Annotated in this window: 22 protein-coding genes; 16 read left to right on the top strand and 6 right to left on the bottom strand. The window is 68.7% G+C overall.

All coding sequences use genetic code 11. The features are described from left to right. Positions 1-22 precede the first annotated feature (22 nt). The 4 genes from MKK51_RS16320 (at position 23) to MKK51_RS16305 (ending at position 2,354) form a co-directional block, all read left to right on the top strand. The gene (locus MKK51_RS16320; RefSeq protein ID WP_147840858.1) at positions 23-268 is read left to right on the top strand and encodes a hypothetical protein; all 246 of its coding nucleotides are present in this window, start codon (positions 23-25) and stop codon (positions 266-268) included. 52 nt (positions 269-320) lie between these two features. Continuing rightward, positions 321-920, top strand: a complete 600-nt coding sequence (locus MKK51_RS16315) for a hypothetical protein (protein WP_147840857.1) — start codon at positions 321-323, stop codon at positions 918-920. A gap of 320 nt (positions 921-1,240) precedes the next feature. Then, positions 1,241-2,032, top strand: a complete 792-nt coding sequence (locus MKK51_RS16310; protein ID WP_147840855.1) for a metallophosphoesterase — start codon at positions 1,241-1,243, stop codon at positions 2,030-2,032. Position 2,033: 1 nt separating this feature from the next. Continuing rightward, positions 2,034-2,354 carry a hypothetical protein gene (locus MKK51_RS16305; protein ID WP_147840854.1) on the top strand — a complete coding sequence of 107 codons (321 nt, stop codon included), beginning with the start codon at positions 2,034-2,036 and terminating at the stop codon, positions 2,352-2,354. 264 nt (positions 2,355-2,618) lie between these two features. On the opposite strand, the gene MKK51_RS16300 is transcribed toward MKK51_RS16305, so the two are convergent. Further along, the gene (locus MKK51_RS16300; protein ID WP_187275331.1) at positions 2,619-3,485 is read right to left on the bottom strand and encodes a BRO family protein; all 867 of its coding nucleotides are present in this window, start codon (positions 3,483-3,485) and stop codon (positions 2,619-2,621) included. Continuing rightward, a complete protein-coding gene (locus tag MKK51_RS27395) occupies positions 3,482-4,114 on the bottom strand; it encodes a hypothetical protein (protein WP_243978901.1) in 633 nt (210 codons plus the stop codon). The genes MKK51_RS16300 and MKK51_RS27395 overlap by 4 nt, the downstream gene beginning before the upstream one ends. Positions 4,115-4,318: 204 nt before the next feature. Here MKK51_RS27395 and MKK51_RS16290 point away from each other — a divergent pair, with 204 nt between their 5' ends. From MKK51_RS16290 to MKK51_RS16280, 3 genes are all read left to right on the top strand, one after another. Beyond that, positions 4,319-4,582, top strand: coding sequence for a helix-turn-helix transcriptional regulator (locus MKK51_RS16290; protein ID WP_147840852.1), 264 nt, complete (start codon positions 4,319-4,321; stop codon positions 4,580-4,582). A gap of 802 nt (positions 4,583-5,384) precedes the next feature. Next, positions 5,385-6,623, top strand: a complete 1,239-nt coding sequence (locus tag MKK51_RS16285; RefSeq protein ID WP_147840851.1) for a hypothetical protein — start codon at positions 5,385-5,387, stop codon at positions 6,621-6,623. Positions 6,624-7,418: 795 nt separating this feature from the next. Next, a complete protein-coding gene (locus tag MKK51_RS16280) occupies positions 7,419-7,577 on the top strand; it encodes a hypothetical protein (RefSeq protein ID WP_156629667.1) in 159 nt (52 codons plus the stop codon). A 517-nt stretch (positions 7,578-8,094) separates the two neighbouring features. Here the strand turns inward: MKK51_RS16280 and arsH are convergent. After that, positions 8,095-8,847 carry an arsenical resistance protein ArsH gene (gene arsH / locus MKK51_RS16275; protein WP_147840850.1) on the bottom strand — a complete coding sequence of 251 codons (753 nt, stop codon included), beginning with the start codon at positions 8,845-8,847 and terminating at the stop codon, positions 8,095-8,097. Between the two features lie 47 nt (positions 8,848-8,894). On the opposite strand from arsH, the gene MKK51_RS16270 reads away from it, so the two are divergent. From MKK51_RS16270 to MKK51_RS16235, 8 genes are all read left to right on the top strand, one after another. Next, the gene (locus MKK51_RS16270; protein WP_056251363.1) at positions 8,895-9,242 is read left to right on the top strand and encodes an ArsR/SmtB family transcription factor; all 348 of its coding nucleotides are present in this window, start codon (positions 8,895-8,897) and stop codon (positions 9,240-9,242) included. Next, on the top strand, positions 9,242-9,667 hold the full coding sequence (gene arsC / locus MKK51_RS16265; protein ID WP_055959023.1) for an arsenate reductase (glutaredoxin): 426 nt from the start codon (positions 9,242-9,244) through the stop codon (positions 9,665-9,667). Before MKK51_RS16270 ends, arsC begins: the two co-directional genes overlap by 1 nt. A gap of 36 nt (positions 9,668-9,703) precedes the next feature. Further along, the gene (locus MKK51_RS16260) at positions 9,704-10,999 is read left to right on the top strand and encodes an arsenic transporter (protein WP_147840849.1); all 1,296 of its coding nucleotides are present in this window, start codon (positions 9,704-9,706) and stop codon (positions 10,997-10,999) included. A gap of 7 nt (positions 11,000-11,006) precedes the next feature. Further along, positions 11,007-12,170, top strand: a complete 1,164-nt coding sequence (locus tag MKK51_RS16255) for an MFS transporter (protein ID WP_147840848.1) — start codon at positions 11,007-11,009, stop codon at positions 12,168-12,170. Positions 12,171-12,214: 44 nt separating this feature from the next. Beyond that, the gene (locus tag MKK51_RS16250; protein ID WP_147840870.1) at positions 12,215-12,610 is read left to right on the top strand and encodes a hypothetical protein; all 396 of its coding nucleotides are present in this window, start codon (positions 12,215-12,217) and stop codon (positions 12,608-12,610) included. Between the two features lie 82 nt (positions 12,611-12,692). After that, on the top strand, positions 12,693-13,088 hold the full coding sequence (locus MKK51_RS16245; RefSeq protein WP_056251379.1) for a FixH family protein: 396 nt from the start codon (positions 12,693-12,695) through the stop codon (positions 13,086-13,088). After that, complete coding sequence (locus MKK51_RS16240) at positions 13,085-14,590, top strand: efflux RND transporter periplasmic adaptor subunit (RefSeq protein WP_147840847.1); 1,506 nt, start codon at positions 13,085-13,087, stop codon at positions 14,588-14,590. Before MKK51_RS16245 ends, MKK51_RS16240 begins: the two co-directional genes overlap by 4 nt. Further along, complete coding sequence (locus tag MKK51_RS16235) at positions 14,587-17,754, top strand: efflux RND transporter permease subunit (protein ID WP_243978899.1); 3,168 nt, start codon at positions 14,587-14,589, stop codon at positions 17,752-17,754. Before MKK51_RS16240 ends, MKK51_RS16235 begins: the two co-directional genes overlap by 4 nt. Before the next feature lie 170 nt (positions 17,755-17,924). Here the strand turns inward: MKK51_RS16235 and MKK51_RS16230 are convergent, their stop codons facing one another. Then, on the bottom strand, positions 17,925-18,335 hold the full coding sequence (locus MKK51_RS16230; RefSeq protein WP_187275330.1) for a response regulator: 411 nt from the start codon (positions 18,333-18,335) through the stop codon (positions 17,925-17,927). Between the two features lie 181 nt (positions 18,336-18,516). On the opposite strand from MKK51_RS16230, the gene MKK51_RS16225 reads away from it, so the two are divergent. Further along, a protein-coding gene (locus MKK51_RS16225) for an IS5 family transposase (RefSeq protein WP_147840844.1) occupies positions 18,517-19,286 on the top strand; the annotation gives its coding sequence in 2 pieces (ribosomal slippage) (positions 18,517-18,832 and positions 18,832-19,286; 771 coding nt in all). Positions 19,287-19,511: 225 nt separating this feature from the next. On the opposite strand, the gene MKK51_RS16220 is transcribed toward MKK51_RS16225, so the two are convergent. Beyond that, the gene (locus MKK51_RS16220; RefSeq protein ID WP_147840843.1) at positions 19,512-20,948 is read right to left on the bottom strand and encodes a YncE family protein; all 1,437 of its coding nucleotides are present in this window, start codon (positions 20,946-20,948) and stop codon (positions 19,512-19,514) included. Then, positions 20,945-21,400, bottom strand: a complete 456-nt coding sequence (locus tag MKK51_RS16215) for a DUF305 domain-containing protein (protein WP_147840842.1) — start codon at positions 21,398-21,400, stop codon at positions 20,945-20,947. Before MKK51_RS16215 ends, MKK51_RS16220 begins: the two co-directional genes overlap by 4 nt. Positions 21,401-21,499: the final 99 nt, after the last annotated feature.

Below are 21,499 nucleotides of genomic sequence, written 5' to 3'. Positions count from 1 at the left end.
TCATCACTGAAGGAGACCCTCCATGTCCGACGCACGCCCGAATGCCGCCCCGGCCGCCTCCCTCGACGAGGCGATCCTCTCCCTGCGCGCCCGCCGGGAGACGAGCGACCTCCGCTTGGAGGCCGAGTTCTCAGGCCTGTCTGTACTCCACCTGGCGCGGCGGGCGCAGGCCCTCGGCCGCCTCGGGCCCTGCGACGTCGACCGCCTCGTCCAGGGCGTCGTCCGCCTCGTCGACGCCCTGCCGGGCACGCGCGGAGACAGGGCGTGAAATCCGCGCGCGGCCCCCCTCTGCCCACCCCGCATCCTGACAGGAGACCCCCATGCTCATCGACGAATTCCGCGTCATAGCCGACGACGCCGTGTGCCGGCATCCCGGGCACGTCGACGTTGTACCCACCGGCGTCAGCCCGTCCCCGCACGGTCCCCTCGTGACGTGGACGGGCGGCAGCGTGCTCCCCCGGCAGGACAACGGCAGGACAGTGGCGCCGCCCCCCGCGCAGGACGTCCTCCGCGTCCTGGCGCGCACCCTCGCCCTGCGCTGGCAGACCGGCCGCGCCGTCGTCCCGGACGACTGGGACGCCACCCTGCGGGCGCGCCACCCGAGGACGTTCGAGGACGGCGGGCCGTACTCGGGTGGCGGGTGGCGGTGGCTATGGGAAGCGGGCGCGAGCCTGATCTCCGAGGCCGGCGCGACGGGATTCCGCACGACGCAGACCAAGGAAAAGTTTGCGCAAGCGCGATGGTATTACTCCATCGAAGGCAAGACTAGGAAGGCGATGCGCAATGAAGTCAACACTATAGTTGACTGCGTAGAGCACCTGTCGGCCTTCATCTGCGAGACGTGCGGAGCGCCTGGTCGGATCCGGCACGGAGGCTGGTCGAAGGCCTGCTGCGACGCCCATGCCGCCGGGAAGAAGTGACGTCTACCGCAACCTGACGCGCCGGCTCTGGTCCGTGCGCGTCGGCGGCCGGGTCGTCGGCCACGTGCCGGCGATCGTGCTTGCCGACGTCGTCCTCCGGGCGTCGGAGGCGGGCAGGCTGCGGTGCCTCCGGACGGGGGCCCGGGACGTCCACGCGTGGGCGACCGGCACGGTGGCCGAGGGGGACCGGCCGCCCTCGGCGCAGCGGCTTCGGTACGGGCTCTGGTGTCCCGGATTTAGGACGAACGGCCTCCTGGTCACCCGGGCGGCGCAGGTGTGGTTCGAGGCCGACGGGTCGGCGTGGTGCGTGGGAGGGTGGGATGCTGAGAGCCTGGATTTTCAGTGACGTGCACGACGACGCCGACTGCTGGGAGGGCCCGGCCGTCCCGCCGTGCGACGTGGCGATCATCGCCGGCGACGTCGCCGACGGCCTGACGCGGAGGTCCATCCCCTGGCTCGCGGCGTGCGTCGTGCCCTTCGTGCGGCGCGTCATCTACGTCCCCGGGAACCACGACTTCTACGCGTCGAGGTGGCAGAGCGAACTCGAACGCGGGCGCGAGGCCGCGGCCGCCGCCGGCATTCACATCCTCGCCGTCGGGGAGACCCTCGACATCGAGGGCGTGCGGTTCGTCGGGGCCACGCTCTGGACGGACTATGAGCTCCTCGGCGAACCGTTCCGCGTGTTGGCGCAGTCAACGTGCGGGGACCGCGTCGGCGGAATGCGGGATCATCGGCAGATCCGGACGCGGCTCCCGTCGGGCGAGACGAACGCTTTCCGGCCACCGATGGCCGCGGCCGCGCACGTTGCCCAGCTCGGCCGGATCGAGCGCGCCCTAGCCGAGCCGCACGCGGGCCCGACCGTCGTCGTCACGCACCATGCGCCGCATCCCGCGTCGCTGGGCAGGCAGGGTCCGTTGCAGGCGATCGATGCCGCGTACGCCTCGGACTGCAGCCGCGTCCTCGAAGGGGAGCACGCCCCGGATCTCTGGATCCACGGGCACATCCACCGGTCCGCCGACTACCGGATCGGTGGGACCCGCATCCTCGCGAACCCGCGCGGCCGCCGGGGCGAGAACCCCGCCTTCGACCCGTCCCTAGTCCTGGAGATCTGACATGCGTGCGCTCGCCATCCTCGCCCTGCTCGCTGGCCCGGCCGGGGCGGACCCCTACCAGCCCGCCCCGGGCCTCTACTGCCCCGAGGGGGCCGACGTCCCCGCCATCGTCGTCGGGCCCGCCCCCGGCGAGGTCGGCATCGATCTGATGGAGTGCCACGGGGCGAGGATCTCAGGCGGCCGGGTGACGGCCTCCCGGTGCTACGGCAACGGGGGCCGGCCGGTCCCCTACGAGGCGGAGCTCAGCCTCCTGCCCAGCGGCGTGCTGCTGCACGACGGCGTCCGGTACCGGCGGCGGCCGTCCGGGGGGCCGTGCCCGTAGGCCACCGAGCGCCTGGATCGGGGGGTGCTGCAGCGCGCTCCACGAGCGAGGCCGGATTTCGCTCGCGGTGTAACGCCGATCGCGCGGACTGAAACGCGCGAAAATATGCTGAGAGCGTGCCGAAACCGTGCGCAGGCGTGCCCGGGCCGGGTTGCCAATGATACCGAACCGGCCTTCGCTCCCATTTCGCTGCACCAGATTTCAGTCACGAAAAAGGGGCCCGGTCACCCGGGCCCCTCGTCACCACTCAGAGTCTGAGGGGTGTCAGTCGAACAGGTCGGGCTCCCGTGCGGCCCGCCAGTCGACGGAGACGCAGAGCTCGCGTCCGTAGTGGAGGATGCCCTTCGACGTCATCTTTGGCGTCGCACGGGGCTTGCCGCCGTACTCCTCGATCCGGACGCGGAACGGGGCACGGTCGATGAGGTCCTGCCGGGGGAGGTTCGACCTGTTCAGATCCAACAGGTCGCCGCGCTCCTTCAGCCAAGCGATGAACTTGTTCGGCTTTTGCCCGAGGGCCTTGCCACCGGCCTGGAGGCTGTAGAGATCCTCGCTCTCGGTGAACCGCTCGACGCACTCCACCGCCGGCAGGGCCCGCTGTACCTGCCGCTGCGAGGCGGTGAGCTGGCGAGAGGTGTCGATGAGCTCCTGGTCTGTGATGACGAGGCGCTCGACGAGGGCGTCCTCCCGATCCATCCGGGCCAGGAGCATCCTCCTCAGCACCCTGTTCTCGTCGAGGTCCTCGGGGATCGCGACCGGCGTCGGGGCGGGTGCCACGGCGTAGGAACCGGTCCGCCGGATCTCGGGGAGGACCTCGTTCATCGCCCACCGACGGAACCGCCATGCCGTCGCGCCCTTCACGAGGGCACGCTGGCTGCGCATCAGCAGGGTGTAGAGACCGCCCTCGGTGATGACCAGGACCTCGCCCTGGGGATGCCCTAAGAAGATCTTAGCCCTCTCGTCCTCGTCGAGCGCCTTGAGCGAGACGGACGGGTTCGAGAGGCGGGCGGCCTTGCAGACGTCGGCGCCGACGAACCAGGGCTGCCCGTCGATCTCCACGACGCGGATGTCGTGGTTGTCGAAGCGGAAGATCGAGATCGCCGGCGCGGCCGGGATGCGGACGATGGCGTTCACGCGCGCCTCCCGTCGGTGGCGAGGGGTACGGCCACGAAGGCGATGTTCGGGGGCAGTAGGCCGGCGATGTCCCGTGCGGTCTCGGGCGCACCGATGACGATGCCCCGCTCGTACTGTCTGTTCCCGGCCAGGCATTCGACCATGTCGTGCAGGTCGCTCACGACGGCGGCCCGGCAGACGTAGACGCAGGGCACGTCCTTCCCGTCGATCAGGACGTGCCAGAAGGCCCGGGCGAACGGGCGGACTTTGCTGACCTCGGCGCCCGGCAGAAATGCGCCCGGGTCCCGGCGGAAGATCGCCTCGCGCGCCTTGTCGTTCTTCCCGCCCGGCGCGTCGTCGCCGGTCACCAGGAGGAGGCGGTCACGCGCAGCGGCTTTGGCGGCCTCGATCCGGAGCTCGATCGTACCGAGGACGCTCCTGCGCAGCATCGGGAACGCCGGCTCGGCAGTGCGCTCCAGGAGGAACGACCGCGCCGCGTGGGGATCCTCGACGCTCATGGCCGCCGCGATCTCAAGGACCGAGGCCTCCTCGAAGCGCTCGGCGTACTGCGAAATTCCCTGGGCGAGGGACGCGGCGAGGCTACCGTTCGGGGCGGTCGTGGTGGTAAGGTGGGTGCACGGTTCGGTCACGGGGATGCTCCTGTGGCTGACCAGGCCTCGGCGGCGTTCGCGCGCTTCCGGGGCCATTTTTTTCGCCAGTGGATCCGGCGATGTCGGCACGAATCGGAGGATATCACCTTCTTCTGAGAACGCGAGTCGATGTGCCGTCATTGCACGTTTCGGGCGCTTTGGTGATAATGGCCTTCCATCGAATCCGGCTCGGAGTGCCTCGTCGTGTATCCCTCCCCAATGCAGCTGCGCGCCGCGCGGACCCTCGTCGGCCTGACGCAGGACGAAATTTCCCGACGCGTCGGCCTGTCCCAGAGGACCATGGTCGCCGTCGAGATGAGGAAGTCGTCCCTGAGCGCGCTCCACTCCGTGATGGGGTTTTACGCCGGCTTGGGCATCAGCTTCTCAGGCACGCCCGACTACACGGTGCAGACCGTCACCTACACGCAGGCGACGCCTCCGGACGTGCCCCCGATCCCGGACACGTAAGGGAATGTCTGGCGGGCGGTGACCTGCGCGCGGCGCGGTTCGCTGCCGCGATGAGTTTGCCTCGGTAGCGCCCGCCCCACCGTGCCAGGACGCTCTCCACGCCCTCGCTCGCCAGCGTGGCCCGCACGGCGGCCGCGGTTGGGGTGGGCCTCAGCCGACTCTCCCAATCCTCCTCGTGGACTAAGCGGACCGCGCGAATCGGTCAGGTGTAGTCAACGGGCACGGATGCGTCCCCAAGGGCGGCGCAAGCCGATCGGCATGCCCGGTAGGTCGGGACAGGGTCGGCGAGGATGCCGACTCGCAGCAGGCCTGCGAAGGTGAGTAGGAACGCCTGGTCACTGGGCATCACGCCTCGGCTCCGATCCTACCGGCGTCGATGTGCTTCACGGCCGACAGGGCCCGCTCCAGGGCCGCCGCGAGGTCATCGGGTAGACCCCGATCGGGTTAGGAGTTCGAGCCACCAGCTCACCAAGCTGTTCGCGGATTCGATATGTCCTCACGGCATCAGGCGACGGCCGCATGCGAGCACAAATAAATTTTCGACCGCATTAGAGCCCCGTGGAGCCGTCCACGGGGCTCGTTGGCTGAATCCTCCGGTGCCTCGAAGTTAGGCCGTGGGCGAGGCTGAAATCGATGCTTTACCCCCGTGAGATCATGCACCCCGTCGGGGCGGTAGAACTACTGGTCTCGCGAAGTATATCAGTGGATCTCCAAAGCACAGACCCATAGACTAAGGCTAATTTCGAGCGGATCATCGGTCCCGACACGGCGGTGTGGTGCCTGACGTGTCGATGGATACGACATGCTCAACACGGCACAGGCGCGCGACCGCGCCCTCGATTTCCACTGGCGCATCCCGGAGAACATCCTCTCGGCCGCCGGCATCCCCGACATCCCCGATCGCAGGCAGGACGTCGCCAGGCGCAGCGTCCTCGCGGCCGCGTGCATCGCGGCCGACATGGCGCCCGGCGAGGATCGCTGGGTCAGCTACTCGCGCCGCAAGGCGTTCTACGCCGGTCAATCGCGGTACATGGGCCTGCCCTACACCTACGACCGCGTGCTCGCCGCCGTGGCTGAACTCGTCGAGCTCGGGCTGATCGAGGAGGTCCGGGCCCGCCCTGGCGACCACCTCTCCACCGGGATGCAGAGCCGCCTGCGTGCGACCCCCGACCTCGTCCACGCCTTCCGCGACGCGCCCTTCGAGTACGAGACGCGCCGCTGCCGCCTCATCCTCAAGGACGAGGCCGGCGACGTCATCGGCTACGACCCGACACGTCAGACGCGACGCCTGGAGGCCGAGCTCGACCGCATCAATGCCTACCTCGGCAACGTCTCGGTCACGATGCCGACGGGCGACGGGTGGGAGCACGCCACGCGCGTTGTCCGGGCCCGCAACGACCGCAAGGAGAAGGGGACGTGGGCCAGCGTCGTCCCGACCCCGAGCCCCGAGGTTTACCGCGTGTTCGGCCGTGGCCGTTGGGACCGCCACGGCCGGCTCTACGGATGGTGGCAGAACCTCCCCAAGGGACGCCGCCGGGAGCTCCTCATCAACGGCGAGGCGGCCTTCGAGCCGGACTTCGCCACCCTCCATCCGCGGATCCTCTACGCAGCCCGTGGTCACGTCTTGCGCCACGATCCCTACGTCACGGGAACATTCCCCCGTGACGAGGGCAAGCTCGCCCTCAACGTCGCCTTGAACGCGAAGACCATGAACGCGGCAGCGGCGGCCATTATGGACAAGGACGACTGGGAGCACGGCTGGGACTACACCCGCGGCCTGCTCAAGGCCGTCGTGGCGCGGAACACCCCCATCGCCGCAGACATCGCTGCAGACCGTGGGATCCGCTGCATGGCCGTAGACAGCGCCATGGCGGTGGATGTCCTCAAGGCCTGCGAGAAGGCGTCCATCCCCTGCCTGCCCGTCCACGATAGCTTCATCGTACCGGCCTCCAAGGGCCCGTGGATGGAGGCCAAGATGGACGAAATCCTGACGGGCGTTCTCGGCGCTGTAACCCGTTCTCCCTCAACGATAATCGGGTGATTGGTTCCACATATGGGCCCCTGGGCCCCCGTTGTCCCCTTGGGCCCGGGCCTCCTGGTTCCCCGCGGGTCGTCATCCCGCCGTCGTCCCCCTGCTACCTTCCCCGTCGCTGCCGCCCGCCCCGTTCCCTGGTGTAGCTCACTACCGTGACGTTCTGCGCCGCCCTCCCTGGATGTGGCTGGCCGTCGACGCTCAGGGGGGGTCGTAGGAATGGCTCTACCCCCTACTGGACCGCCGTTGTTCCAAGTCTAGAACCGCCGCTTACCCCTTGCTAGACCGTCGTTATTCGCCCTCTTTTTGCTTGTCCGATGCTGTTCGGTGGGGTATATTCTAGGCTGTCGACGTATCCGTCGTCCTCGCGATGCACCACATCCTGAGCGCACCCTCCGGCCCCCGGGGTCGGGGGGTGTTATGTTTCAGGGCCCCACGTGACGTTCACCCCCTTAACGCCCCCGGTCCACGCTATCTCACATGGTTAGTCTCTCCCTCGACGTCATCTGCGACGCGGTCGGCGCCTGGCTGTGGCTCAGGTAGGCCCAACAGGCCGATGGCTACTGGCTCGATCCGAACGCTCCGGCTCCGCCCGACGCGGCCGCTGTCCTGGCCTACGCATACGAGGCGCACCTAGCGGCCGAGGCGGGCGGCACGACGTGGGACGGCTGGGCGGTCGCCGTCAACGAGCGGGCCCTGACGCGCACGCTAAGCGAGGTCACCGCGACGCTGCTCGACGCCCGGAAGGACAGCGACCCGTGGACGTTCGCCGACGGGGTAGATCGGCCCCTCACGAACGACCGCTTGAAGGTGCTGAGCCTGCAGATCCGGAGGCACATTGGCGTCTGTCTGGCGGTCTACAACCAGGTCGCCGCCGGCATCGGCGCCGGCGCCATCACCACCGCGGAGGTCGACGGCGCCTTCGCCGACGTCGACGCGATCGTCTTGAAGGCGGCGTCGTGACCATCCCACTCCTGGCCATCCTCGCTCGCCGCCTGACCGCGTCGACCCTCTCCGAAGTGGCGGTGCTGGAGACAGCGACGCACGGGACCGTCCGGACCTGGGCGGGGTTCGTTCGGCGCAAGGCCAAGGAGGACGTGATGCCTAGCGAAATTTCTGCTCCTGACTGCGGAGCCGATCGCCTCCATCGCCGAGGCCGACGCGCCGGGCACGGACGTCCGCGACCTCGTCTACGTCTCGGGGACGCTCCACTCCGTCCGGTCCCCCTCGCTGACCGAGGCGGCATGCGGAAGCTCCAGCTGAGCCTAGTGAAGCTGACCGCCGTCGACGTTGGCGAAGGATCCGTCCACGTCGCGATCGTCGGCGCCCCGACGAGACGGCCCCCGTGGTCGCCATCGTGGCGGCCGACGTGCCCCAGCGCTCAGACTCTTGTGCTTACGGTCGTGGAGCCCTTGAAATAGGGATCGCTATCCTACCGGGCGAGGCGATGGCGTAGAAGAGGTCGGCGTGGACGTGCAGATCAGGAGGGTCGCTTCACGAACCCGATGTCGACGGCGACGGCCTTGAGCCTTTCGGGCTCGCGCTCCTTGCGTTCCGAATACCGGTCGACGAGGTAGTCGGATCGCTCGCGCGTGAGGAGCGTGAACTTCATCAGCTCCTCGCAGACATCGACCACCCGGTCGTAGAGCGGACCCGGCTTCATCCGGCCGGCGTCGTCGAACTCCTTGTACGCCATCGGGACCGAGGACTGGTTCGGGATGGTGATCATCCGCATCCAGCGACCGAGCACGCGGAGGCTGTTGACCGCGTTGAACGACTGCGAGCCGCCGGAGACCTGCATCACGGCGAGCGTCCGCCCCTGCGTCGGGCGCACCGAACCCTCCGAGAGCGGCAGCCAGTCGATCTGGCTCTTGATGACCCCGGTCATGGCGCCGTGTCGCTCGGGGCTGACCCAGACGTGGCCCTCCGACCAGATCGAGAGGTTTCGGAGTTCCTGGACCTTCGGGTGATCGGCCGTGGCGTCGTCGGGCAGCGGCAGGCCGTGCGCGTCGTAGATCCGCACCTCGCCGCCCATCGCCTCCAACAGGCGCGCGGCCTCGTAGGCGAGGAGGCGGCTGAACGAGCGCTCACGGAGCGATCCGTACAGGATCAGGAAGCGCGGGGCGTGGGTGAACGGTGTCTTCACGTGCAGGGCGTCGGTCGTCGGGACCACGAAATGCCCCTCGCTCAGGTTCGGCATTCCATCGGCGAAGGGCTGCAGGGGCTTGTCCAAGACGTTTCGTTCCTCTACGTTTCAACGATGGTTGAGATATTGACATCATGATGGACGAACGGCAAGCCGTGGCGGCCTTCGCGGCCCTCGGCCAGGAGCATCGCCTGCGCATCGTGCGCCAGCTCGTCACCGCCGGGCCGGAGGGCATGGCGGCCGGCATGCTGGCCGAGGCGGTCGGCGTGTCCGGCACCAACCTGTCGTTCCACCTCAAGGAGCTCAGCCATTCGGGGCTGGTCACCTCCCGGCGGGAGGGGCGCTCGATCATCTACAGCGCCGCCTACCCGGACCTGTCCGAGCTCATCCAGTTCCTGATGCGCGACTGCTGCCAGGGACGCCCCGAGGTCTGCGCCCCGGCTGTCGCTGCCCTCGCCGCCTGTTGCACGGAGACCGCCTGATGGACGTCGTGATCTACCACAACCCGGATTGCGGCACGTCCCGCAATACCCTAGCCCTCATCCGCAACGCCGGCATCGAGCCGCACGTGGTCGAGTACCTGAAGACGCCCCCAAACCGGACCCTGGTGCGCCAGCTTGCCGAGCGGGCGGGCGTGAAGGTCCGTGATCTGCTCCGTGAGAAGGGTACGCCCTTCGGCGAGCTCGGCCTCTCGGACCCGAGCCTGACGGACGATCAGCTTCTGGATGCCATCGGCGAGCATCCGATCCTGCTGAACCGCCCCTTGGTCGTCACCCCACTGGGTGTTGCCCTGTGCCGCCCCTCCGAGGCGGTCCTCGACCTCCTTCCCGCCCAACAGGGCGAGTTCGTCAAGGAGGATGGCGAGCGCGTCGTCGACGAGCACGGGCGCCGCGTCGCTACCGCCTGACCCGCCCTGAAAGACCAAGAACAAGAAACGGTCCCGATGCTCGCCCTCGCCATCTTCGTGGTCACCCTCGTCTTCGTCATCTGGCAGCCGAAGGGGTTCGGGATCGGATGGAGCGCCCTGATCGGGGCCGCGGTCGCGCTCGCCACCGGGGTCATCCACCCCGGGGACATCCCGGTGGTCTGGCACATCGTCTGGGACGCCACCTTCACCTTCGTCGCCCTGATCATCATCTCGCTCCTGCTCGACGAGGCCGGCTTCTTCCACTGGGCGGCGCTGCACATCGCCCGCTGGGGTGGGGGTCGGGGACGGCTGCTGTTCCCGCTGGTAATCCTGCTGGGGGCCGCGATCGCGGCGGTGTTCGCCAACGACGGCGCGGCACTGCTGCTCACCCCCATCGTGCTCGCCATCCTGCTCCGGCTGAACTTCAAGCCGGCGGCGGCGCTGGCCTTCATCGTCGCCTGCGGGTTCGTCGCGGACTCGACCAGCCTGCCGTTGGTCATCTCGAACCTCGTCAACATCGTCTCGGCGAACTTCTTCGACATCTCCTTCAGCCGATACGCGGCCGTGATGGTGCCGGTGAACCTCGTCTCGCTGGCCGCGACCCTGGTGGTGCTGTGGCTGTTCTACCGGCGCGACCTTCCGGCCACGTACCCCGTGGCCGAGCTCGAAGCGCCCCGCCACGCGATCAAGGACCCGCTGGTCTTCCGGGCGGCCTTCCCGCTCCTCGGGCTGCTGCTGATCGCCTACTTCGTGACGGCACCGTTCGGCGTGCCGGTCTCGGTGGTCACTTGCGCCGGCGCACTGGTCTTGCTGGCGCTGGCCAACCGCAGCCGCGTCATTCCCATCCGCAAGGTCCTGACGGGGGCCCCCTGGCAGATCGTGCTCTTCAGCCTCGGCATGTACCTCGTGGTCTACGGCCTGAAGAACGCCGGCCTGACCGACTATCTGGCGCAGGGGCTCGTCTGGCTCTCGGGCCATGGTCCGTTCGTCGCCACCATCGGCACCGGGTTCGCCGCCGCCATCCTGTCCTCGGTCATGAACAACATGCCGAGCGTGCTCGTGGGTGCGCTCTCCATCCAGCAGGCTCCGGATCTCTCGCCGCTGATGCGCGAGCTCATGGTCTACGCCAACGTCATCGGCTGCGACCTCGGCCCGAAGTTCACGCCCATCGGGAGTCTGGCGACCCTGCTCTGGCTGCACGTCCTCGACACCAAGGGCCAGCACATCACCTGGGGTCAGTACATGCGGGTGGGTCTGGTCATCACCCAGCCCGTGCTGCTCGTCACCCTGGCGGCGCTGGCCCTCTGGCTACCCGTGCTCGGCGCCCGGTAGCGATCCGATGGCCCCGGCGCGCCGATGGCCCGTGATCTCGGCCCTGGGCGTGGTCCAGATCCTGACGTGGGGCTCCTCGTTCTATTTGCTGTCGGTTCTGGCCGCGCCGATGTCGAAGGATACGGGATGGCCTCTGGGATGGGTCATCGGCGGCCTGTCCCTCGGTCTCCTCGTCGCGGGCTTGGCCTCGCCGCGGGTCGGCACCTACATCGGCGAGCATGGCGGCCGGCCGGTACTGGCCTTCGCGGCCGTCGCCCTCGCCGTCGGCCTTGCCATCCTCGGCCTCGCTCCGAACCTGCTGACTTACCTCGCGGGGTGGCTCCTGATCGGCCTGGGCATGGGCACCGGACTGTACGATCCCGCCTTCGCCACGCTCGGACGCCTCTACGGCGCCGAGGCAAGGCCTGCCATCACCACGCTGACCCTCTGGGGCGGCTTCGCCAGCACGGTGTGCTGGCCGCTCTCGGCCTTCCTGATCGAACAGGTTGGCTGGCGTGGGACCTGCCTCGCCTATGCCGGGCTGCACCTTTCGGTCACGCTGCCGCTCGTCCTGCTCGCGATCCCCCGGCCCCCCGCACATCCGATCACGCGACCCGCAGGCCCGAGCCCAGTCATTCGTCTCGATGGTCGGGAGCGTCGCGCCTTCCTCCTCATGGCCGGGGTGCTGACCCTTGGCGGGACCGTGATGGCCCTGGTCTCGGTTCACCTCATCACCTTGCTTCAGGCCCGTGGCGTGGCTCTTACCTCGGCCGTGGCCTACGGCGCCCTGATCGGACCGGCCCAGGTGGGGGCACGCATCGTCGAGATGGCCGGCAAGGGCCGGCACCACCCGCTCTGGACCCTCACGGCGGCGATGGTTCTCGTGGCGACCGGGATCGCGATGCTGGCAGCGGGCTTGCCCGTGGTCGGACTGGCGCTCGTCCTCTACGGGGCCGGCAACGGGATCTACTCGATTGCCCGCGGCACGGTGCCTCTCGCGCTGTTCGGTCCCGAGCGCTACGCCCCGCTCGTCGGCCGGCTCGCCCGTCCGGGGCTGGTGGCGCAGGCGCTCGCGCCCTCCCTCGGGGCCGTCGTGCTGACGCAGGCGGGCGCCGACGCGACCTATGTCCTCCTTTCCGTACTCGCCCTCGCAAACGTCGCGCTCGCCGTATCCCTTTGGCGCGTCCGGTAGTCCCGTCCCTTCCTCGCCGGTCTACGATGTGGCATCGTCCGACGGTGACCTTCTGGCTCGCCCTTCGCAGGCTGCTTCCGCTCCTGGCGGTTCTCAGCCTCGCCCTTGCGCCGGTGACCGCATCCGCGGCCGCCGCGGGCATGCGCGCGCCGATGGCCGTTCAGGGTCACGTCATGGCGATGCCCGACGAGGCCATGGACGACATGGCCGGGATGGCCATGGACGAGATGCCGTGTTGCCCCAAGGAGCGGCCGGACTTGCCCGATTGCTCGAAGGGCTGCCCGCTGATGGCGCTCTGCCTGGCGAAGGTCGCCACCGGCCTGCCGGTCGCCGTCGGACTTCCGGGCCGCGTTGCCGTCATCGAGGGGCCCGCCCGGGCCGTCACCGCCTCCTTCGACAGCCTGTCGCAAGGGCCGCCCACCGAGCCTCCCCGAGCCTGAACCCGATGCCGCCGGCGCCTGCGCCGGCCGATCCCGCGCGCCTGAAGGCCCGGGTCACATCGTTTTCAGGAGATCATCCACCGTGTCCAAGACATCGTTTTCACGCGCCCTGACGGCTGCGCTGCTCGGTCTCGCCCTGACCACCGCGGCCCGGGCCGACACCAAGGACTACGAGTTCCAACTGGTGAAGGACGAGGCCAAGCAGGGCGAGGCCATCCTCGACGTCCGCCTCGTCGACAAGCGCACGTCCAAGCCCGTGCCGAACGCCGTCATCTTCGCCAAGCGCATCGACATGGCGCCCGACAGCATGGAGGAGATGACCTCCAGGATCGAGCAGCTACCGTCGCCGGAGCCGGGCCTCTACCGGTTCAAGGCGAAGCTGACGATGGCCGGCGGCTGGCGCCTCTCGCTCGGAGCCAAGGTTCAGGGCGAGACCGGCACCGTCGAGAACAAGCTGGTGTTCAAGGCCACCAAGTGAGCCGGATGGCATGGCTGGCCGGGACCCTCGCCGCGCTCGCGGCGGGGGCCCTGGGGTATGGCGCGGGGCATGAGGGCAGCCCCGTACCGGCGCTCGTCCAGCAGGCGCGGACCGGGTTCACCCACTGGCTGCCGAGCACGCCCCGGCCGGCATCCCCGATACAGGCATCGGTCGCGGCGAAGGCGACGGGACCGGTCGTCTTCTACCAGGACCCGGACGGGAAGCCGGACTACGCCTCCGAGCCGAGGCGCACGGCGGACGGTCGCGACTATCGCGCCGTCCGCGCCAGCGAGGAGGTGCGCTTCGACGAACCCGACGAGGCGGAGGCGATGCCCGACGCCGGGCACGGCGACATGGCCATGGGTCAGGCCACCACGCCTGCGGGGGCCCGCAAGGTGCGCTTCTACCGCAACCCGATGGGCCTGCCGGACACCTCGCCGACCCCGAAGAAGGACTCGATGGGGATGGACTACCTCCCCGTCTACGAGGGGGAGGACACCGAGGACGGCACCGTGAAAATCTCGCCCGGCAAGCTACAGCGCACCGGGGTCCGGACGGCGGTCGTCGACCGACGCGTCCTGTCGATGCCGGTGCGCGCGCCCGGCGCCATCGAGGAGGACGAGCGCCGGATCTCGGTCATCGCGATGCGCACCGACGCATTCATCGAGAAGGTCGAGGCCGTCACCACCGGCGACCACGTGCACAAGGGCCAGCCGCTCCTGCGCCTGTTCTCGCCGGAGATGAACGCGGCGGCTGCGCAGTACCTCACCGGCATCGGCTACGAGGGCGCCCGCCGGCGCCTGGAGAACCTCGGCATCCCGCCCGAGGTCATCGACGAGATCGAGCGATCCCGAAAAGTGCCCTCGACCATCACCTGGTCGGCGCCCCGCGACGGCGTCGTGGTCGAGCGCAACGTCTCCGACGGCATGCGCGCCAAGTCCGGCGACACGCTGTTCAAGCTCGTCGACCATTCCAAGGTCTGGGTCCTCGCCGACGTGACCGAACGCGACTTGGCGGCCGTGGCAGAAGGCCAGATGGCGACCGTGCGCGCCAGGACGTTCCCGGACCGCGTCTTCACCGGCGCGGTGACCCGGATCTACCCGCACCTCGCCATGGGGACCCGGACAGCCCGTCTGCGCATCGAAATGCCCAACCCGAACGGCGACCTGCGCCCGGGGATGTTTGCCGACGTGACGATCGCCACCGGCAGCGACAGGCCGGTGGTCGCGGTGCCCGACGACGCGGTCATCGACACCGGCACGAAACAGGTCGTCCTGCTGGACAAGGGCGAGGGTCGCTTCGAACCGCGACCGGTCAGGCTCGGCGTCCGCGGCGACGGCTACGTCGAGGTCCGCGACGGCATCGCCGCGGGCGACCGCGTGGTGACCTCGGCCAACTTCCTGATCGACGCCGAGAGCAACCTGAAGGCGGCGCTGCAGGGGCTTTCGGAGCCCAAACCCGACCCGGGCCCGCAGGCCGCCGCCGAGGGGAAGGCGCCATGATCTCCCGCCTCATCGCCTGGTCGGCAAAGAATCTGGTGTTAGTCCTGATCGGGACCGTGTTCGCGGTGGGAGCCGGGCTCTACGCCCTGAGGACCCTGCCGCTCGACGCGATCCCGGACCTCTCGGACGTCCAGACCATCGTCTACACCGAGTACCCCGGGCAGGCGCCCCAGGTCATCGAGGATCAGGTCACCTACCCGCTGACCACGGCCATGCTGACGGTGCCGCGGTCGAAGGTGGTGAGGGGGTTCTCGTTCTTCGGGGTCTCGTTCGTCTACGTCATCTTCGAGGACGGCACCGACCCGTACTGGGCCCGCAGCCGGGTGCTCGAATACCTCAACACGGTGGCCAAGCGCCTACCGGCAGGGGTGACCCCGACGCTGGGACCGGACGCGACAGGGGTGGGCTGGGTCTATCAGTACGTCGTGGTCGCCAAGGAGCGGTCGCTGGCCGAACTCCGCTCGCTCCAGGACTGGGTCGTCCGCTTCGGGGCGTCCCGCGCCGAGGGCGTGGCCGAGGTCGCCGGCGTCGGCGGCTTCGTGAAGCAGTACAACGTCGTCGTCGATCCGAACCGACTGCGGGCGCAGGGCATCACCATGTCCAAGCTCCGGGAGGCCATCAGGTCGAGCAACGCCGACGTCGGCGGCCGCACCGTCGAGTTGTCCGAGTTCGAGTTCGTCGTCCGTGGCCGCGGGTACCTCAAGAGCGTCGCCGACATCGGGAGCATCGTCCTGAGGACGGAGGCGGGCACACCCCTGCGGGTGAAGGACGTCGCCCGGGTCGAGCTCGGTCCCGACGAGCGCCGCGGCATCACCGAGATGAACGGGGACGGCGAGGTCGCCGGCGGCATCATCCTCCAGCGCTTCAGGGCGAACGCCCTCGACGTCATCGCGAGCGCCAAGGCGCGCCTCGCCGAAGTCGCCGCCAGCCTGCCGAAGGGCACCGAGATCCTGCCCGTCTACGACCGCTCGCACCTGATCGAGGCGGCCATCGAGACCCTCAAGGGCACCCTGATCGAGGAGAGCGCCATCGTCGCTCTCGTCTGCGTCGTCTTCCTGCTCCACGTGCGCAGCGCGCTGGTGGCCATCCTGATGCTGCCGGTCGGCATCCTGATGGCGTTCGCGGGCATGAAGGCGCTGCGCTTGGGCGCCAACATCATGAGCCTGGGCGGCATCGCCATCGCGGTCGGCGCCATGATCGACGCCGCCATCGTCATGATCGAGAACGCCCACAAGCACCTGGAGCGGGCGGACCCCGGCAAGCCCCGGGTCCAGGTCCTGATAGAGGCCGCCTCCGAGGTCGGTCCCTCGCTGTTCTTCTCGCTCCTCATCATCACGGTCAGCTTCCTGCCCATCTTCACCCTGGAGAGCCAGGAAGGGCGTCTGTTCGGGCCGCTGGCCTTTACTAAGACGTTCGCGATGGCGGCGGCGGCGGTGCTGTCGGTGACGCTGGTTCCGGCCCTGATGGTCCTGTTCGTGCGCGGCCGCATCGTGCCCGAACACCGCAACCCGGTGAACCGGCTCCTGATCTGGCTCTACCGTCCCATCATCGCCGGCGTCCTGCGGGCGCGGGTGCTGACCATCCTGATCGCGCTGGGCGTTCTAGGCGCCTCGGTCTGGCCGGCCCTGCAGCTCGGGTCCGAGTTCATGCCCGACCTCGACGAGGGCACCCTGATGTACATGCCGACCACCCTGCCGGGCATCTCGGTGACCAAGGCCGGAGAGCTTTTAGGGAGACAGGACACCATCCTGAAGAGCTTCCCGGAAGTCCTGTCTGTGTACGGCAAGGCGGGCCGGGCCAACACGGCCACGGACCCGGCGCCCTCCGAGATGTTCGAGACCATCGTCAACCTGAAGCCGAAGGCGGAGTGGCGCCCGGGCGTGACGTTGGCGAGCCTCAAGGCCGAGATGGATGCCGCGCTCCAGTTCCCGGGCGTCTCGAACGCCTGGACCCAGCCAATCCGCGCCCGCATCGACATGCTCGCCACCGGCATCCGAACCCCCGTCGGCATCAAGGTGCTCGGAACCGACCTCGCCGAGATGGAGAAGGTCGCCCGCCGGGTCGAGGCGGTGGTGAAGGCGGTGCCGGGCACGTCGAGCGCCTATGCCGAGCGCGTCCAGGGCGGGTACTTCCTCGACATCACGCCGGACCGTGAGGTTCTGGGCCGCTACGGCCTAACGGTCGGCGAGGTTCAGGACGTGATCGCCATGGCGCTCGGCGGTGAGAGCGTGACCAACACCGTCGAGGGCCGCGAGCGCTACACCGTGAACGTTCGCTACCCGCGCGCCTTCCGGTCGAGCCCACAATCCATCGCGACCGAGGTGCAGGTACCCATCGCGGGCGGAGGCACGGTCCCCTTGGGTGAGGTCGCCAAGGTCGCGCTGACCCGGGGCCCGACCCAGATCCGGACCGAGAACGGGCAACTCGCGGTCTTCATCTACGTCGATGTCACCGGACGCGACCTTGGCGGCTACGTGGCCGAGGCGCGAGCGGCGGTGGCCGGCGAGGTGAGCCTGCCGCCGGGGACCACCCTCCAGTGGAGCGGGCAGGTCGAGTACCTCGACCGCGCGACGGCCCGGCTCAAGATCGTGGTGCCCCTGACCCTCCTGACCGTGTTCCTGCTGCTCTACCTGAACTTCCGGCGCCTGACCGAGACCCTCATCGTGATGCTGTCGCTGCCCTTCGCCCTGGTCGGCGGCGTCTGGCTGATGTGGTGGCTCGGCTTCAACCTGTCGGTCGCCGTGGCCGTGGGCTTCATCGCGCTCGCCGGGGTCGCCGCCGAGACCGGGGTGATCATGCTGGTCTACCTCGACCATGCGCTGGCCGAGGTCCGGACGGAGTGCGAGCGGGAGGGCCGGCCCCTATCGCGAAATGACCTGAGGCGGGCGATCATGGTCGGCGCGGTCGAGCGGGTGCGGCCCAAGATGATGACCGTGGTCGCCATCATGGCCGGGCTGTTACCCATCCTGTGGAGCACCGGCTCGGGCTCCGAGGTCATGCAGCGCATCGCGGTGCCGATGATCGGCGGCATGGTGTCGTCGACCGTCCTGACCCTCGTCGTGATCCCGGCAGTGTACGGGCTGGTGAAGGGATGGGGACTGCCGAGATCCGACATGCGGCCGGAATCCGTCGAGGGGCACACGATGCCCTTGGCCGCGGAATGACAACGAGGACGAGACCATGCTGGTGGTCGAAGACGAGCCGAAGGTAGGCAGGTTGGTCTCCGACATTCTCGAAGACCTCGCCTAACCCGACATCGAGGGTCGCTCGCATCCGGTCGATGATCGAGGAGAGCCGGGAGGAGGCATGGGGCTCCGGCCAACCGATCCCGGGCTTACCTCCGAAGGGGCCCGGGGTGCTTCTCCGGCGGCATCGTCTCGCGCACGTGGTGCCGGACCAAGGAGGGGCTGAACGGCTTCCCGATGAACGTCGCCCCATAGGGCAGGTCCCCGGGTTCAGGTCGCACATTGCCGGAGGCGACCACGATGGCGATGTGGGGCCACGTCACGGCCGTCCGCCGCGCCAGGTCGAAGCCGTTGTCCGGGCCGGGCATCTGCACGTCCGTGAACAGCAGCTGCACCTTGCCGTGGTGCTCGTCTAGCACCCGCATCGCCTGGGCGACGTTCATCGCCTCAAGAACCACGAAACCGGCATCCTCCAGGATGTCGGACACATCCATCAAGATGAGGGCGTCGTCGTCGACCACGAGGACATGGGGGGCATCGGCGGTGTCAGGCAGGGGCATGGATACCAAAGGCCGGCCTGGCCGGTAGGTTGCCGCATAACATAGGTTTCTTTTGCGTCCTTGAAGCCCGGTTGCCTGGCGACGTTTCCGTAGGTCCCGTGGATGCGGGCCCCTAGGGCCTGTCGTCGCCTGAACAGATTGGCTGGGCTTGCGTTTTCGTCTCTCTGATGGAGGAGGGACGATGCTGAGCGACGCGCAATGGGCTGATCTGGAGCCTCTGGTTGAAGCCTGCCGGCCCAAGGCCAAAACGCCTCCGCAGGATCTGCAGCGCACGCTCTCGGCCATTCTCTGGCGGCATCAGAACGGGGCCAAATGGCGGGCCATTCCCGAGGAATTGGGACCCTGGTGGCGGGCCGCCCAGATCTTCATCCGCTGGTCGCGTGCCGGCGTCTGGGAGCGGCTTCTTCACCTTGTGCAGGAACGCGGCGTCCAACTCGGCATGGTGTTCCTCGACGGCACGAACGTGCGGGCGCACCAAAAGGCGGCGGGAGCCGCCAAAAGGGGGGATCTGCGGCCGAGCGAGACGCTCGTGAAGCTCTTGGCCGCTCGCGTGGCGGCGATAGTACCAAGGCTTGCGTGATCGCCGACGGGCAGGGCCGCGCCATCGCCTTCCGGCTGGCGCCCGGTCAGGCCCATGAACTCCCTCACGCTGTTCCCCTGCTCGATCAACTGCCGGGGGTGCCCAAATGGGTCGTGGGAGACCGCGGCTATACCAGCCACGTCTTTCGCGAACACATCTGGGACATGGGCGCTCGGCCTGCGATCCCGCCTCAGCGCCACGAAGCGCCCGTGGCCTGCCCGGATTGGATCTACAACAACCGTAACCAGGTCGAGCGCCTCTGGGCCAGGCTCAAAGAGTGGCGCGCCATCGCCACCCGCTACGAGAAGACCGCCGTCAGCTTCATGGGCGTCCTCTACCTCGCCGCCGCCCTCGATTGGCTCAAGCGATGACACGCCCTAGTGGTCGAAACCTGACGCTTGGTACCCATTCGCGAGGTCAGCTTGGGGTGGAATGCGGAAGGTAACCGGCCGCCCGCAAGCGGACATTCCGCATCCGACCCAACTACGCCATAGAAGCGGGCTGACGCTGTTCTCGAAAGCAGACATCGAGGCTGGGCTCGCGTCACGGAGGCATTGTTTGAGATGTTCGCCTTCCGGACTGGCGACACCGCTCGATTAATCCGTGATCTGCACCTGCACGACGCCGCCGAGTTTGCCGGGCTTGCCCGCCGCGACCACGAGGTAACGGCGGCTCGGGCCGGCGTCCTTGCGGGTGACTTGCCGGATCGGGCCGATCGCGTTGACGATGGCCGCGCCGGCCGGGTTGGTGGTGAAGGCGGCGAGTGGCTCCAGGCCGGTCGCGCCCTTCGGATCTGCGGACAGCGCCAGCACGAACGGCATCTTCGGCGCCAGTCCCGTGATCGCGGCCTGCAGCGTCTGCAGCACGCCCTGGTCGAACAGGGTGACCTGCGTCGCCGGCTTGCCGTCGCTGCCCGCGAGCGTCAGCGCACTGGTCTGGCCTGCGGCCCCCAGCGGCTGCAGGTTTTGCATTCCGTCGCCCTCCGGTACGGCGTTCGGGACGTAGGCGACGCCCTGCGGACCCTGCCCGATCGGCACCTCGGCGATCACCGTGTTCGACGCGGTGTCGATCACCGCGGCCTTGTCGGCGTTCTCCAGACCGACATAGACGCGGCTGCCGTCGCCCGAGGGCCAGAGCCCGTGCGGCAGGGCGCCGGTCGGGATCGTTGCGAGCTGGGAGAAATCGTCGGTGCGGAACACCTTGACCTGGTTCAGGCCGCCAATCGTCACGTAGGCGAACTGGCCGGCCTTGGTCGAGACGATGTTGACGTGGTTGGTGATCGGCCCGGTCTCGATCGTCTTCAGCGGCGCGAATGGCGGACGCGCCGAAAACACCTGGGTCCGGCCGACATCCTTGAGGGTGAACCACACCTGCTTGCCGTCCGGCGTGGCGGCGATGTCGGGGCAGAACGGACTCTCCTGCTTCACGCGGCCGACGATGGCGTGGGTCTTGGTGTCGATGACGACGGTCTCGGGGCTGAAGCTGGAGCAGACGTAACCGTAGGTGCCGTCCGGCGAGAAGATCGTCATGCCCGGCCCGTTCGGTACGGTGATCCGGCGGGTCTCCATGGCGGTCGCGGCATCGAGCACGGCGATATAGTCCTCGCCGCGCACGCTCACCCAGACCTCTCGGCCGTCCGGCGTGAAGAAGGCTTCGTGCGGCGAGCGGCCGACATAGGCGGTGTGGCGGACCGCGTTGGTCGCCGTGTCGATGAAGCTCACGGAGTTCGAACCGATCGAGACCGCGAGCAGGGTCCTGTGGTCCGGCGAGAAGCCCATGCCGTGAACCAGAAGCTGCCCGCGATAGAGCGGGCTCAGGTTTGTCGGCGTCGGGTCGCCGAGCCGGATCACCCCGAGCAGGGTGTTGGCGGCGGGATCGACCACAGAGACCGTATTGGAGAACTGATCGGAGGTGTAGAACCGGTCTTTGCTGCTGATGGGCACGTCGGGCGCCGAGGCGGGGCCTGGAGCCTGCCCGGCGAAGGCCGAGCCGGAGAGCAGCACAAGGGCGAGAACGGTCAGGGCGGTCTTCATCGGCGGTGCTCCGAAGGCATCTCGGCGGCAGGTGCCGCGCCATGGTGGTGAACGGGAGGGGCGCCGGCGGCCCGACCCGGCATCGCGAGGCGATCGGCGAGCGCGCGGCGCATCACATCGATCTCCTGGCCCTGCTCGACGACGATCCCCTGCGCGAGGCGGCGCAGGACCGGATCCTCGCCGTGGAGCAGCTCCGCCTTCGCCATCGCGATCGCGCCTTCGTGGTGCGGGATCATCATCGCGGCGAAGTCGCGGTCGGGGTCGCCCGAGGGCGGGACCATCATGTCGGCATGCATCTGCGCCATCGACTGCGCCATCATCGCGTCGAAGGACGCAGACGGAGCTGCCGCTGGCTCGGTGGCGGCCAAGGTCGGGCGCATCATCATCCGGCCGCCGACGAGGCCGCTCGCCATCAGCGCCGCCGTCACGGCAAATCCCAGTGCTCCGCGCATGCGGCTTCCTTTTGATCCGGTGTCGATGGGAAGGATGCCTGGGGCGCGGCTTTATTCCGCGGATGTGGCTGAGAGCCCGTTCACGCCTTCGTGATCTGT

The organism is Methylobacterium sp. E-045 (assembly GCF_022829685.1).
Lineage (GTDB): Bacteria > Pseudomonadota > Alphaproteobacteria > Rhizobiales > Beijerinckiaceae > Methylobacterium.
This window is presented reverse-complemented; position numbering and strand designations above follow the sequence as displayed.